The following is a 16,176-nucleotide window of genomic DNA, read 5'->3' as shown; positions in this document are numbered from 1 at the left end:
AGGAACTTCGATGAAAAAAGTATATATCATTTCCCACAGTCATTGGGATCGCGAATGGTACTTATCTTATGAGCAGCACCATATGCGTTTGATCCAATTAATGGACGATTTGCTGGAACTATTTGAGAAAGATCCTGATTTCGACAGTTTTCATTTAGACGGACAGACGATTATATTAGATGACTATCTTCAAGTGCGTCCAGAAAAAAAGGAAGCAGTAAAGAAAGCAGTCCAATCTGGAAAGCTGAGAATCGGTCCCTTTTATATTTTGCAAGATGCATTTTTAGTAAGTCCAGAAGCCAACGTTCGAAACATGCTGATTGGGCACAAAGAGAGCGAAAAATGGGGAGCATCTGTCAAACTGGGGTATTTTCCCGATACGTTCGGCAACATGGGGCAAACACCGCAATTAATGAAAAAGGCAGGGTTAGATGCAGCAGCTTTTGGACGAGGAGTAAAACCAATCGGCTTCGCCAACGAGATTTTAGAGGATGAAAATTATACTTCTCAGTATTCAGAAATGTGGTGGAAAGGGCCAGATCAAACAGAGATTTTCGGTTTGCTTTTTGCAAATTGGTACAGTAACGGCAATGAGATTCCTTCAGACGAAGAACAAGCAAAACTATTTTGGGATCAAAAATTAGCAGATGCTGAAAAATTTGTTTCGACGGATCATTTATTGATGATGAACGGGGTCGATCATCAACCAGTTCAAAAAGATATATCAAAGGCTATAGCGTTAGCTAATAAGTTATATCCAGAATATGAATTTATCCATTCTAATTTTACTGACTATCTTGCAGCACTAAAAAGCGATTTGCCAGAAGAAATAGGTCAAGTTGCGGGAGAATTAACGAGTCAAGAAACAGATGGCTGGTATACATTAGCGAATACTGCTTCTAGCCGTGTTTATTTGAAACAATGGAATACACGAGTCCAAAGACAATTAGAAAATATCACGGAACCTTTAGCAACGATTGCCTATGAACAAACAGGGAAGTACCCGCATGATCAATTAGACTATGCTTGGAAAACATTGATGCAAAACCACCCGCACGACAGCATTTGCGGCTGTTCGATCGATGATGTCCATCGAGAAATGATTACTCGGTTTGAAAAAGCCGATCAAGTAGGGAAATTTCTCGCCGAAAAAGCGTTAAAGGAGATTGGGCAATCAATCGATACAAAGGATTTTCCAAAAAACAGTTATCCATTTACGATTTTTAATACAAGCGGTTTTGAAAAAACAGGAGAAGTCTCCATCACGATCGAATTGACAAGAAAAACATTCGCAGAAGGTGCACCACCTTTCTTATATGACGAATTAGAAAAACTTCCTTTAATGGATTATCATGTTGAAACAAAAGACGGAGAATACGTACCAGCAGAATTTTCTCCAGTTGAGACAGTGTTTGGATATGAATTGCCGGATGAAAGCTTCCGTATCCCTTATGTTGCGCGAGTAGTTACGGTTACTTTGCCTATCCATGACATGCCTGCTTTTTCTTGGGAAACTTTTGCCTTAGCAGAAGGAGCCTATATTGAAGAAGAACAAGAACAAAATTTGCTTATCCAAAATGACGGCTGGGGTTTAGAAAACGAATGGGTCCAGCTCGCTGTTCAAAAAAATGGTTCTTTAGAAGTGAAGGATAAAGAGAGCGGCGAGATTTTTTCTGGTTTGCATGTTTTTGAAGATACAGGAGATATCGGGAATGAATATGTTTATAAAAAGCCAGAAAATACGCAGCCGATTTTATCTACAGAAGGTGAAGCTGTAATTCAGATCCTGAAAAATAGTCCAGAACAAGCACAAATAAAAATCAATCAAAACATGCTGCTTCCTGTTTCTGCGGATGAACAGTTAACCAAAGAACAGCAAATGATGGTCGAATTTCGTGAACGTAAAGCACAACGCTCAGAAGAAACGGCAATATTTCCAATAGAAACAGTCATAACCTTGAGAAAAAATAGCAGAAAAATCGATTTTGAAACAAAGATAAACAATCAAATGAAGGATCATCGACTGCGAATCTTGTTCCCAACAAAGTTACATGTGGAACATCACGAAGCAGACAGTATTTTTGAAGTGGTAAAACGACCAAATCAAGTGTCGTCTTCTTGGAAAAATCCGGAAAATCCTCAACATCAGCATGCGTTTGTCAATTTGCATGATGAAAAAATCAGCGTTACTGTCGGCAATTATGGTTTGAATGAGTACGAGGTTTTTAGTGGAGACACAATTGCTTTGACCTTGCTCCGCTGTGTCGGTGAGCTAGGTGATTGGGGGTATTTTGCGACACCAGAAGCGCAATGTTTAGGAAAACATATCTTCCACTATAGTCTAGAGATCACTTCTGCTAAAGAACGTTATACAGCTTATAAACATGCCTATGCAGCGCAAATTCCTTTCTCTGCGATCCAATTGCCAAAAAAAGAAGGAAAAGAACCAAGTAAAAAGAAATATTTAGAAATAAATGGGAAAACGTTTGCACCAACTGCTTTAAAACGTGGTAAAATGAATGAAGCAATCTTGCGAGGATATAACATGTCAGAAAAAGAGATGCCTTTGACGATCACCAAGCAGCAAAAAAACGGGAAATTGCTGAATCTGTTGGAAGAAGATTGCCAGCAGACACCTCCAATGACGATTTACCCTCACGAGATTCGAACAATTGGTTTTGAGGAGGAAACAACATGTACGGCGGAATAGAAGCTGGCGGCACAAAATTTGTATGCGCTGTCTCAGACGAAACACAAACGATTATTGAGAAAGTCAGTGTTCCTACAACACATCCAGAAGAAACATTGGAGCAGGTTTTTGCTTTTTTTGACCGATTTTCTTTAGATGCATTAGGCATTGGATCATTTGGTCCTATTGGCATCAACCCAGAAAATCCAAATTATGGGCATGTATTAGCAACACCTAAAAAAGGCTGGAGCGATTTCGATTTTCTTGGAAAAATAAAAGAACGATATGCGATTCCTATGGCTTGGACGACGGACGTGAATGCTGCGGCTTACGGCGAATTGAAACAAGGAGCTGCACATGGAAAGAACAGCTGTATTTATTTGACTGTCGGAACAGGGATCGGTGCGGGCATCGTGCAAAACCAAGAGATTTTTCAAGGGATCGCTCATCCGGAAATGGGACACATCTGGGTAAAAAGACATCCTGATGATACGTATGAAGGGACATGTCCCTATCATAAAGACTGCTTAGAAGGTTTGGCAGCAGGTCCATCTTTAGAAAAAAGAACAGGAATCAAAGGACAAGATCTTCCGGAAGACCATCCAGTTTGGGATATTCAAGCATATTATATTGCGCAAGCGCTGATCAATTATACATTGACGCTTGCTCCTGAAGTCATTATTTTGGGCGGCGGTGTAATGAATCAAGATCATTTGCTGCAAAAAATACGTACACAATTTACAGAATTGATGGCAGGCTACATGGAAACACCAGCGCCAGAAGATTATATCGTTCGCTGGGGATTACCAAATGAGAGTGGGATCAAAGGTGCTTTGATGTTGGCAGAAGCGGAAGCAAAGGCCAATGCGTTTGTGTAACATTTAAGAAATAAATAAAATAGAAACCTCTGAAAAAATTTTTTCAGAGGTTTTTTCGCAGAAATAAATAGCTGTTACCATAAACCTGGATCAGCGGAAGCAATGATTTCTTCCTGTGTGAAAGGATGCGTCATGTGAAGTTCTTTGGCATGGAGCATCAGCCGTTTCGCTGGTTTCTTTTGGTAAAGAGGATCGCCGACGATTGGATGCCCAATGCTTTCAAGATGAACGCGGATTTGATGGGTTCGACCTGTATCAAGTACGCAATAAACCAAGGTCTTGTCGTTTTGATGTCCTGCTATCGAGACATGAGTGACGGCTGGTTGACCATTTCTTGGATCAATCACGCGTTTTCGGCGGTCATGCCGATCTCGTCCAATTTTCTTTCGAATGGTTTGATCGTGAGAAAGTTTGCCCCAAACAATTGCTTGATAGCGTCGATAGATGGCTTTTTGTTCCAATAAACGTCCTAAAATAGGTAAGATAAAGGGATTTTTTGCAAATAAAATCGCTCCGCTCGTTTCTTTGTCCAGGCGATGGACAACATAAGGTCGTTGATCTTTCGGCTCAAGATAAGCAGCGAGATGATTTAACAGTGTATCCTTTTCATCTGGGTGGTTCGGGTGTGTTTTCATTCCTGCTGGTTTATTAATGATGATCAGCTGGTCATCTTCATATAAAGGCATAATGTTTTCAGCGTTGCCTAAATGAATCTCTTGGTGTTGATAATCTGTTTCTTCAAATCTAAGCGTTATCTGATCGCCTCCAACAGCTTCATGATGAAAAAGGGCGGGTTCTTGATTGATCCAAACATTCTTGCGTATACGCAAAAAATGCCGGACTTTTCGAGGAACGAGCCATTCTTTTTCCAGTAGTTCACGGATCGTAGCAGTTGGATGATCTTTCGGTAAAGTAATGGTAATGTCCATTTGTTTGTTCCTTTCCTTGTAAATACAGCTTCATTGTAACATTTTTAAAAGATATTTAAGAAAAAAACAGTTATTTCCTAGGAAACCATTGGTAAACTGAATTTGGTTACTCAAAGTTCAGTCTAAAGACGGGAGAAGTCAGTCTTTTTTTATGCTACACTAGAAAACATGAAACAAAACAGAATAGGAGAACAATTGAATGGATTTTCAAAGCATTTGGGGAAAGATAAAAACTGCTTTGGTCAGTTTTTGGCGTTGGCTCAAACCATACCTCAGCCAATTTCATCAGTGGCGCAAACGAATCTGGAAGAAATACCATGTCAATAAGATCATTTTGCTTCTCGGATTAATCGTTGTGCTGGTTATGAGTATTTATCTTTTTATTTTGGCAAAACAGGCGAACGTCGAGACGTTGAAATCAGGCTTGAGCCAATCGACGGTCATCTATGACAAGAATAATGAAGAGGCAGGAACACTCTATGCCCAAAAAGGAACGTATGTCGAATTAGATAAAATATCGCCGTACATACAAGATGCGGTCATCTCAACAGAAGATCGGAATTTTTATCATCACCATGGATTTGATATCAAAGGGATTGCACGAGCCGCTGTCCGAATGGTTCTTTCCAAAGGCGGTACGTCCGGCGGCGGCGGAAGTACGATCACCCAGCAATTAGCAAAAAATGCTTACTTGACGCTGGATCAAACCTTTGACCGAAAAGCAAAAGAACTCTTTTTAGCTATTGAGATAGAAAAGAAATACAGTAAAGAAGAAATCTTGACTATGTATTTGAATAATGCGTATTTCGGAAATGGTGTCTGGGGTGTGCAAGATGCTTCAAGACGTTACTTTGGTGTCGATGCTGCGAATGTGACATTAGGCGAGGCAGCGACTTTGGCTGGGATGCTGAAAGGACCAGGAATCTACAATCCGATCGATCATCCTGAAAATGCGAATAACCGCCGAAATACTGTGTTGAGTGTGATGGCAGACAATGGAAAAATCACAAAAGAACAAGAAACGGCCGAAAGCCAAACGAACATCGCAAATAATCTGAACGATACGTACACGAATTCTGAAACAGGTTATCGTTACCCTTACTATTTTGATGCGGTGATCGACGAAGCAGTCGAAGAATATGGATTAAAAGAAGAAGATGTCATGAACAAAGGCTTTAAAATCTATACTTCTCTTGATCAAAATTACCAGCAGCAATTGGAAGCAACTTATCAAAATAATCAGCTGTTTCCACCGAATGCTTCAGATGGCGCAATGGTCCAATCCGCCTCAGTGGCACTGGATCCGAAAACAGGCGGTGTTAGAGCATTAGTTGGTCGAAGAGGCGATCATGTTTTTAGAGGATTCAACTTTGCAACACAAATGCGTCGCTCGCCTGGATCAACGATCAAACCGTTGAGTGTATATGCACCCGCTTTGGAAGCAGGATACAAACCAGATAGTATTTTAAAAGATGAGCCGCAAAGCTACTATGAAGCACATAACTTTGATGGGACATACCAAGGCGAAGTCCCAATGTATCAAGCTTTGGCACAGAGTTTGAACTTGCCTGCTGTTTGGCTTCTTCATGAGATCGGCTTGCAAAAAGGGTTTGATAAAACGGAAGAATTCGGTTTGCCGCTAGATGACTCAGATAAGTATTATGGTTTGGCATTAGGCGGACTGAAAAGAGGAACTTCTCCTTTGACTATGGCAAGTGCATATAGTGCTTTTGCAAATGATGGAAAAATCTATACGCCGCATTTGATTACGAAAATCGTTGATTCAACAGGTGCCGTGATTATAGATAATACGGATGCACAGTCGAAGCAAGTTGTCTCGAAAGAAACTGCGGACGAAATGACCAGCATGATGTTGGGCACTTTTTCAAATGGGACCGGAGTAGCCGCTAATCCATATGGGTTTACAGTCGCTGGGAAAACAGGGACAACTGAGACAAGTTTTGATGCAACAAAAGCCAATGACCAATGGATCGTAGGGTATACGCCAGATGTTGTGATCTCTACATGGATGGGCTTTGAAGAAGCAAGCGAACTTCACTTTTTAGAAGGAACAAGCGGGAATGTTGTAGGAAAAGTTTTCAAATCAGCTGCTGAAGGAATCCTGCCTTACACAGAACAAACACCTTTTGAAGTAGCGAACGCGTATACTACGGGAGGCAGTGCAACACCAGTGGATGAAACAAATTCTTCAAGCGAAGATAACAGCAGCCAGTGGCGAGAGAATATCGATCGTTACGGTGAACAAGCCAAAGAAGGATTAAAAGGATTTGGCGATATGCTGCGAGAAGGAATTCGAGGAATCGGTGATGCAGCAAGGAATCTCTGGGATAGTTATCAGGGACAGTAGGATTTTGAAAACCAGAATCCTCATGGTACAATGAAAGAGAAACTAAAGCAGAAAAGAGGCAGAAAAAATGACAAATATCTATGACAGCGCCAATCAAATCGAACGCGAAATTCGTGAATTACCTGAATTTAAAGAATTACAAGCTGCGTACGACAAAGTAAAAGCAAACGAATCAGCACATAAATTGTTCAAAGATTTCCAAGCAATGCAGCTAGAATTGCAAGAGAAACAAATGCGCGGAGAAGAATTTTCTGATGAAGATGCAATGAATGCACAGGCAATGTCAATGAAAATCCAAGCAGAAGAAGTGATCAACGACTTGATGCAAAAAGAACAAGGCTTCAGCACAATCATCAATGATCTGAACCGCATCATCATGACACCAGTTCGCGACCTATACAGCGAATAAGATTTCTTAGCAAAGATAAGAACAAGATTCTAAGACAGACGAAAGTATTCCTTTTGTCTGTCTTATTTTTTTGTCTAAAAACGACGAAATTCGAATAAAAAATGGTTGTTTTTTTTAATGCCTATTTAATGGATAAACTTTATCTATATACAATTTGTGAATAAAATTGCAATTAAAAAGTATAAAAATTTTTATATTTTATGAAAGGTTTTTTCCTTTGTTTCTATGATTTTCCACTTTTATTAAGTTGAACTTTTTTATTTTATAATGAAAATTCAGGTGGTATTTATCAGGTGGATGTGCTTTTTTTACCTATGTATCAACTTTTGTAGGGCATGTTATTTTTGATTTTCCACCTTTAAAAAAACGATATATAAAACCCTTTAAAATTAAAGGGATTTCCGAGGAGATTAAAATTGATAAAGAAAAATGAGCGTTTGATTAGTTTATTTATGAATATTTTGATATATTTCTCTCAACTTAAGTTGAAAATGGTTTTTGGTTAACAGCTAGCTGGCTAATTGAATTTATTTGTCAGGGAGGATGAAGGATGAAAAGGGATTATAAAAAATGGATGGACCAAAAAGCGAAAATGAAGCGTCGTTCTAAAAAGTATTTATTTGTTGGTTCTTCATTAGCTGCTGGTATGTTGTTTGGGTTGGCGCCGATTTCCATCGCTACGCCTTTGTTTACGGTAGAGTCGCACAATGCTTACGCGGACGTGATAAGTGGTCAATTGTTCAGTAATTTAAGTTCTTCCAATGATAGCGGAACGAGCGAAGCTAATGCTTATCCGCTTGAAAATGCTGCACGTAACATTACTTTTAACATTACTGCCGACAGCGGGATTGATCTTAGTGTAGTAAATGGGCGGCGCTATGCCGTTTTGGCGATCCCAGAAGAGATGCAAGGGCTAGTTGCTCCGAATGGTACAGCAACTTTTTCTACAGATATTTTACTTCCAGCTAACGCGTTAGATCCTCTTTTAGGTGTTGTGGATGGAGCTGTAGGTACGTTGGTAGATACTATCGACGGATTATTGGCTTCAAACCCATTAGCAAGCGTGAATCTGGATGAAGTTTATGAGCAATTGGATTTATTAGAGAATTTAAGCAACATTACTTCAGCCCAAGTTTCTGTACCTTTACAAATGCAAGGTGACGAATATATTTACGCTGAACTTGATGGAGCGTTAGAAACAGTTATTAGAGAATCATTGGTAACGATTTTAACAGATTTGAATAATGCAGTTCAAAGCTTGGATGCTACAGGAATTGCAGGACCAGCCGTTGACCTTGCTTTATCAACAACTGTTAAACCTATATTTGCAACGGCTATCGGTACAGCAGAAGCCTTAGTAAATGTAGGTTCAGATTTGATTGGTACGCTTGCTGATGCCAGCGTGTTAGGTGAAACAAATGTATCAATTCCTACAACGATCCAAGATCCAACTTATCAAGGTTTGCTAGACGCGGGTGTTGATATAGGGAGTCCTTATGAAGCAGGATTTTTAGCAACGATTGTGAAATCGGATGTACTTTCTCTATCTATTGCCTCTAATAGCGATGGTTATACCCCTGTTTATTATGAAGCAAGTGAAGTAACTCCACCTTACAATGTCCAAGTGACTGGAAATTCTACAGATAATTATGAAGTGACAGGTATGGCTGATCCAAATGCACGAGTACGAATCTACCAAGATGGTGAAGTAGTGGGTGAAGGTTTAGCGGACGAAAATGGAAACTTTACTATTCCTGTTTCAGCGGATCTTGTTGACCCATTAGATGAAATTGAATTAATTGCTTACGACCACGACAATACGCCAAGCTTACCAACACCAGCAGTAATCCCTGACGACGACGAAGCGGATGCCGATGCGGATGCGGACGCTGATGCAGATTCTGATGCAGATTCTGATGCTGATGCGGATGCGGACGCTGATTCTGATGCGGATGCGGATGCCGATGCTGATGCTGACGCTGATGCTGATGCTGACGCCGATGCGGATGCGGATGCCGACGCTGATGCTGACGCTGATGCGGACGCGGACGCTGATGCTGATGCCGACGCCGATTCTGATGCGGATGCCGATGCTGACGCTGATGCCGATGCCGACGCTGATGCCGATGCCGATTCTGACGCCGATGCGGATGCCGATGCGGATGCCGATGCTGACGCTGATGCTGACGCCGATGCTGACGCCGATGCGGATGCTGATGCCGATGCTGATTCTGACGCTGATGCTGATGCGGATGCTGACGCTGACGCCGATGCGGATGCGGATGCCGATGCTGATGCAGATGCTGACGCTGATGCTGATGCTGATGCCGACGCCGATTCTGATGCTGATGCCGACGCTGATGCGGATGCGGATGCCGATGCCGATGCTGATGCAGATGCAGATGCTGACGCTGACGCCGATTCTGATGCCGATGCAGATGCGGATGCCGATGCTGACGCTGATGCTGACGCCGATGCGGATGCGGACGCTGATGCGGATGCTGATGCCGACGCCGATGCCGATGCGGATGCTGACGCCGATGCCGATTCTGATGCGGATGCCGATGCGGACGCTGATGCTGATGCGGATGCCGACGCTGATGCGGATGCGGATGCCGACGCCGATGCGGATGCGGATGCCGATGCGGATGCGGACGCTGATTCTGATGCGGATGCCGATGCTGATGCTGACGCTGATGCGGATGCCGACGCCGATGCTGATGCCGACGCTGATGCTGACGCTGATGCTGATGCGGACGCGGATGCGGATGCCGACGCCGATGCCGATTCTGATGCCGATGCTGACGCTGATGCCGACGCTGATGCCGATGCCGATTCTGACGCCGATGCTGATGCCGATGCTGACGCTGATGCTGACGCCGATGCTGACGCTGACGCCGATGCGGATGCTGATGCCGATGCTGACGCTGATGCGGATGCGGATGCTGACGCCGATGCCGATGCAGATTCTGATGCGGATGCCGATGCGGATGCCGATGCTGACGCTGATGCGGATGCGGATGCCGATGCCGATGCCGATGCGGATGCCGACGCTGATGCGGATGCCGATGCTGATGCCGATGCGGATGCGGATGCCGATGCTGACGCTGACGCCGATTCTGATGCAGATGCGGATGCAGATGCGGATGCCGATGCTGACGCTGATGCTGACGCCGATGCTGATGCGGATGCCGACGCCGATGCAGATGCTGATGCCGATTCTGACGCCGATGCCGATTCTGATGCTGACGGACTACATGGTAACCATTCAGGAATACTAGATGATCCGGATACAGATAATAGTTCGAACGGCGTGGCTTTCCTTTCTAACAATCATCCTGGAAACTCCTCTGGAACTGGCACGACACCTCAATTGCCGCTGCATCATCTAAGTAGTGGTAATAACGGAAGTCATGGAAGCAGCTATAGTGGAAAAGGAGCATCTAATCATACGCCAACGATGTATCCTAAAACAGCTGATGAATCTACATCTTCTGTTTCGCTACTAGGTGCACTAGTTGCTTTCCTTTCCGGATTAGGACTTTGGGGTAAAACAAGAAAAGAAAAAAAGAATAAATAAGCAATCAAAATAATGACTTTGATGAAGAGGGATCCCCCTCTTCATCAATCTTTGTGAGGTGGGAAAATGTTTGTAAAAGAAAAAGACTACTTAACTGGGCTAAAAGAACTATTAGATAATACTGAAACAAACGTAACCAATCAGCTAATGATCGTCAGTGTGGGGAATTTTCAAGAACGTGGACGTGTTTTTGAATTTTATGGACATAGTTTTACAACGATTTGGAATAATTTTTTGACTGCTTATAAAGTAAACAAATTGGCAAAAGCGCCTTATTTGCGAATCGATATTTTAACAGAAGAAACAAAACTGAATTATAGTGAACTGCAGCAGGAATTGAAAAAAGTCAAAAGAAATAATTACGCAACTTTCAATCTGCGAATCGATAGAATACGAAAACGCAGCTTTCTGATGGAAGAACTTGCAGCAAATGCTATTTTAAAACCAAGTAAAGCACATAAAGTTGGAAAGAATCTTCCAGACTTAACTATTGATCCGCAAAACTATCGTGGGTACGTGAAACGAAAATATGGACGACAAGAGGAAGATTTAAGCTACTTGCAGCGTTCAGATTTTTATTTATTCAAGACGAATGCGTATTATTTGGAAAACGGACAAATCCTACCGTTGAAAGACTACGGAAACGGGAACCGCGTCAGAGAAGTAACCCAGTCAAATTTAAATCAGCAAACAGATTTAGTCATCGAACAAGGAAGCCATTATTTGCAGAACCAGTTAACTGATACTGGCCAATTTATTTATGGATATTATCCATGTTATGGGCAGAAAATCAAAGGGTACAATTCTGTCCGTCATTTTTCTTCTTTATACGCATTAGGAGAATCAGCCGAATATTTTTCCGATCAAAAGATGCTTGAATCCGTAAAAAAAGGATTAGATTGGGGTATCGATAATCTCACTGTTAAGATTCAAGATTTGGTATTCATAAAAGAGGACCTTGCCTCTGAAGTAGAATTGAAATTAGGTGCACAAGCAACGGCTATTTTAGCAATTGCAAAATACGTCGAGTTAACACAAGACAAACATTATCTTTCTTTTCTCAAACAATTGATCCATAGTGTCGAAAATAAATTTATGACCAAAGAAAAACAAACCATTCATGTGCTGAATGGGAAATTGGAAATGAAAGAACGTTTCCGCATCGTTTACTATGATGGCGAAATTTTATTTGCACTGCTTCGCGCCTATGAAATCTTAAAAGAACCAGAGATCTTTGCTATTTGCGAAGGGCTGATGGCGCAATTCGTTAAAAATAATTATCAAAAATACCACGATCATTGGTTAAGTTATGCGACCAATGAATTATTGAAATATCAACAGAAAAAAGAATACTACGAATTTGGTGTAAAAAATGCTTTAGAAAATATCGAATTCATCAATAAACGCGACACAGCTTATCCTACAATGCTTGAGTTGTTAGTTGCAGCATCTAAAATGATGGATAAATTGGCAGTCAGCAAATTTAAAGAAGAAATTTTCCCAACTGAAGAAGAGTTTCTTCAAGCAAGATTAAAAATAAATACAGTAATGGAAAAAAGAGCCGCCCATGAAATCACAACTGGTGTCATGTTCCCAGAATTTGCACAGTTCTTTCAAAATCCAAGTGAAATCGCGTATGGCTTTTTTGCCCGCCACGATCGCTTCCGAATGAGAATCGATGATGCAGAGCACTTTTTATCAGGACTGATCAATTACCGCCTTCATTATACGAAAAAGGAGTGAGAAAAATGGTAGCATTTATTCGTTTTGCAGCCTTGTCTATTATTGGTCTTTCTTATTTTATTTACAAAATCCACCGTAAAAATGAACACAAAAAAAATGATGGAATGACAAACTTAAACGAATACGAAAAAGATGAAAATGGCTTGTATCCGTGGGAAGCAGACCAAGATGATTCACCACAGCGAATCGAAAAAACAGCGACTCGATATGTCAATCAAGCTCGACCAAGACGTGGACGCTGGTAAAAATAAGAAATAAGGCAGGGAGAGAAAATGAGTACAATTCAAGAAGTATTGACAGGGTTGGATGGGGATTTTTACAAGGAATATAAAAACTTAGATCAGGAAGTAACGAACGTTGAATACTTTTCTGGTCATTTAAAAAAAGAAACCGATTATTCCGCAACGATTTTTGTTTGTATCACACCTGAAAGACGGACATATATCAATCGCAAACCTGTTCGTTGGACAGACGGAAATAGTCAGATTACTGGAAAAGAAAATCAATTTGGCTTGATCGTCACAGAAAAGCCAATCAATGATCCATCAGTAGATACACCGCAATTTATTGTTCCAGATGCTTGGAAATTTCTTTTGGAATTATCAGCAAAGCTCCGCAGCGATTTCACAAAACCAGTGGTCGCAATCACTGGTTCTGCTGGGAAAACATCGACCCGTATGATGATTACTCATTTGCTTCAAGAAAAAAAGATTTTAGAAAACAGAGGAAATCATAACGTACGGTTTGCTATACCTTTATATATGAGTAAACTTCTTTCGAAACCAGATTTTTTAAATCTTGAAGTCTCGGTCAATGCCTTAAATTCTTATGATACGGGCTCTATGTCTAATTTGATCCAGCCAGATATCGCTTTAGTAACTTCTATTGGTGAAGCCCATTTAAGCACACTAAAAGATACGATTGGTGTAGCCACCCACAAAGCGAAGATTTTTGAAGGATTAAAAAAGAATGGAACAGCTATCATCAATAAAGATATAGGCAGCAAAGAATTATCGATTCTATTAGAGGCGGCAACGAAACGAGAAGCCGAGATTTTGACTTATTCTTTGCATGATCCCCTCGCTGATGTGTATGTGAAGGAATGGCAGCAAACAAGAAATTATTGCGAAGTAACAGTCTCGTTTTTTGAAGAAGAACTTTTATTAAAATTGGCCGTTTCTTCTACTGGAATGATTTCTAACGCTTTAGCTAGTTTATTGGTCGTATGGAAAACAGAAAAAGACATTCATCCTTATTTGCAGCGATTTGAAACATTCCGTCCATTCAGCAAAACATTGGAAAAGACAAATTTTGTTGCTGATGACGGAAGCGCGTTTACATTCATTGATGATACGCACAACGCTTCTTTGCCCGCAATGAAAAACGCAATCGACTATTTTAACGAAATACGACCTTATTATAATGGAAAGAGTTTTCTCGTTTTGGGGCAAATTGCTGATTTGGGCGATGCAGGAGAAAAAATCCACCGTATGCTGCAAGCAGATATGCGTGAAGCACTTGCAGATCATGTGTTAGGTTATGGTGAACAATTCAGAAAAATATTTGAAGAAGAAAGTGAAGATCCAAAATATCAATGGTTCGAAACATTACAGGATCTTTCTAATCATATCACTCAATTCCTCAACGATGATAGTTTGATTTTAGCTAAAGGTTCTGTGACAGGCAGTGATTTCCAAAACATTGATAAATACATCAAAAAAATCGGTACAATCCAAAAAGATATACCAATTAAAAGTTGATTTTTTGTGAGATTGCACCACCTAAAACGGACAGGCATTTTCTTTGCCTGTCCGTTTTTTGATTATTCATTTTTAAGTTGATAGAAGAAGCCCTTTTTAGCTAAAAGTTCATCGTATGTTCCGCATTCAACAATTGAACCTTCATTGATCACCACGATTTTGTCTGCTTCTTTGATCGTTGATAATCGGTGGGCGACCATGAATGTCGTAGGCGCTTCTGTCAAATAGGTCAGTGCCCGCTGTATTTTCTTCTCGGATTGATTGTCTAATGCGGAAGTCGCCTCATCCAGCAAAATAAGCTTGGGTTGACGTACGAGCGCGCGAGCAATCGAGATACGCTGGCGTTGCCCCCCGGAAAGTTTATTCCCATGCTCGCCAACAATCGTGTCTAATCCATCTGGCAGTTCTGCAATTAGCGAAGTCAATTGTGCAGCTTCAATAACTTCTGCTAGTTTTTCTTCGGATACGTTTTTCAGTCCATAGGTGATATTCTCTTTGATCGAAGCAGAAAACAGCAAAGTCGTTTGAGGAACAACAGCCAAAAAGTTTCGCACACTTCTTAAATCCAGCGTATCCATGGGCTGGTTATCCAAGTAAATCGTTCCTTCTGTCGGTTGGATAAAGCCAATCAATAAGTTCAGTAATGTGGTCTTTCCAGAGCCGGATGGTCCGACAAAAGCCACTGTTTCACCAGCACGAACGGTAAGATTTATTCCTTTCAAAATAGGTGTCACAGCGTTTGGATAACGATACGTTACATTTTCAAAACGGAAATCACCAGTGACATCCGTGATTTTTTTCTTACCTTGATAATCCTCTACATCACCGGCAACTAAAATCTCACCAATAGATGTAATCGACTCCATTCCTTTCGAAATTGTCGGAATCAAAGTGATCATGCTGGAAACAGAATTTACAACTGTCGTGAAATACGTCTGATACATAACAACATCGCCCGGCTGGATTCGATTTTGCAGGGCAAGGATACCTGTGAAAATCAAACAAATCAATTGAAAAACTTGAAAACTTGCCCAGCTGACAGAACCGAAAACAGACTGCAAAATATCTAAATGAAATCCTTTTTGATAGATTTGAGTAAAATGATGGTTTAAACGGTTTGTCTCATGTTTTTCCAACGCATGCGCGCGAGCAATCGGGGCTAATTCAATCACTTCGATCACTTTAGCAGAAGTTTCTTCCATCTCTTGGCGAAATTCAGAATTGGATTCGCGAATTCTTTTACGGAAAAAAACAGCTACCAGCGCAGCAAGCGGGACAGTCGCTAGGAAAAATAAAAAGACGATAGGACTTCGGTAAAGCGTGATCCCTAAAGCAACGATCAAATTGACAGCAATATTCAATCCGCTAACGAAAACTTGGGAAGAAAGTGTTTGGATCGCTTCAACATCTCGAATGATTTTTGATTGCAAACGTCCAGATTGAAGCTCTTTTTGGAAAGGAATCGACAGTTCTTGGATTTTTTTGATCAATGTAGCACGTAATCCAGCTTCTACTTGTCGAATCGAAGTACTGTGATACTTGACGTGAAAATAATTGGTCAAGATATTTTGTCCAATCAGAACGACCATCAGAATAGCATTAAAATAGATCGTCCTTACTTGAGACATATCATGGGAAGCTGCGGCATTGATCACATTCGCAATTGCAAGCGGCATCAGCCAAGAAGGGATATGTTTAATGATGAAAAAAATCGTCGACAGCGTAAACCGCCAATAATTGCCTTGATAGAGATTCAAGAGTAATTTAAATGTATTTTTGTGGTACTTTTGATAACTTTTCTGTATACGTTCTTCCATAGT

At 41.0% G+C, this 16,176-nt stretch carries 10 protein-coding genes; 8 read left to right on the top strand and 2 right to left on the bottom strand.

The window, feature by feature from the left end; translation table 11 throughout:
* Positions 1–10: 10 nt before the first annotated feature.
* Positions 11–2,710, top strand: coding sequence for an alpha-mannosidase (locus IGI64_RS11125; protein WP_429940582.1), 2,700 nt, complete (start codon positions 11–13; stop codon positions 2,708–2,710).
* Positions 2,695–3,567: an ROK family protein gene (locus tag IGI64_RS11120; RefSeq protein WP_429940581.1), complete on the top strand. Its 873-nt coding sequence runs from the start codon at positions 2,695–2,697 to the stop codon at positions 3,565–3,567. Before IGI64_RS11125 ends, IGI64_RS11120 begins: the two co-directional genes overlap by 16 nt.
* A 74-nt stretch (positions 3,568–3,641) precedes the next feature.
* On the opposite strand, the gene IGI64_RS11115 is transcribed toward IGI64_RS11120, so the two are convergent.
* A complete protein-coding gene (locus IGI64_RS11115) occupies positions 3,642–4,496 on the bottom strand; it encodes an RluA family pseudouridine synthase (RefSeq protein WP_429940580.1) in 855 nt (284 codons plus the stop codon).
* Positions 4,497–4,695: 199 nt separating this feature from the next.
* Here IGI64_RS11115 and IGI64_RS11110 point away from each other — a divergent pair, with 199 nt between their 5' ends.
* From IGI64_RS11110 to IGI64_RS11085, 6 genes are all read left to right on the top strand, one after another.
* Entirely contained in the window at positions 4,696–6,864 is a 2,169-nt protein-coding gene (locus IGI64_RS11110) for a PBP1A family penicillin-binding protein (protein WP_429940579.1), read from the top strand.
* A gap of 67 nt (positions 6,865–6,931) precedes the next feature.
* On the top strand, positions 6,932–7,273 hold the full coding sequence (locus IGI64_RS11105) for a YlbF family regulator (protein ID WP_016624934.1): 342 nt from the start codon (positions 6,932–6,934) through the stop codon (positions 7,271–7,273).
* Between the two features lie 550 nt (positions 7,274–7,823).
* Positions 7,824–10,853 (top strand): adhesive domain-containing protein, encoded by a 3,030-nt coding sequence (locus IGI64_RS11100; RefSeq protein ID WP_429940578.1) that lies wholly within the window; start codon positions 7,824–7,826, stop codon positions 10,851–10,853.
* Positions 10,854–10,919: 66 nt separating this feature from the next.
* On the top strand, positions 10,920–12,596 hold the full coding sequence (locus IGI64_RS11095; RefSeq protein WP_016624959.1) for a hypothetical protein: 1,677 nt from the start codon (positions 10,920–10,922) through the stop codon (positions 12,594–12,596).
* 5 nt (positions 12,597–12,601) lie between these two features.
* Positions 12,602–12,841 (top strand): hypothetical protein, encoded by a 240-nt coding sequence (locus IGI64_RS11090; protein ID WP_016624958.1) that lies wholly within the window; start codon positions 12,602–12,604, stop codon positions 12,839–12,841.
* Between the two features lie 27 nt (positions 12,842–12,868).
* Positions 12,869–14,356 (top strand): Mur ligase family protein, encoded by a 1,488-nt coding sequence (locus IGI64_RS11085; RefSeq protein WP_429940577.1) that lies wholly within the window; start codon positions 12,869–12,871, stop codon positions 14,354–14,356.
* Positions 14,357–14,418: 62 nt separating this feature from the next.
* Here the strand turns inward: IGI64_RS11085 and IGI64_RS11080 are convergent, their stop codons facing one another.
* Positions 14,419–16,173, bottom strand: a complete 1,755-nt coding sequence (locus IGI64_RS11080) for an ABC transporter ATP-binding protein (RefSeq protein ID WP_429940576.1) — start codon at positions 16,171–16,173, stop codon at positions 14,419–14,421.
* Positions 16,174–16,176: the final 3 nt, after the last annotated feature.

It is taken from the genome of Enterococcus sp. DIV0210g (assembly GCF_050559705.1).
In the GTDB taxonomy this organism is placed as follows: Bacteria; Bacillota; Bacilli; order Lactobacillales; family Enterococcaceae; genus Enterococcus_B; species Enterococcus_B faecalis_A.
Note: the sequence above shows the minus strand (reverse complement) of the source record. Positions and strands in the feature narration are given on the sequence as shown.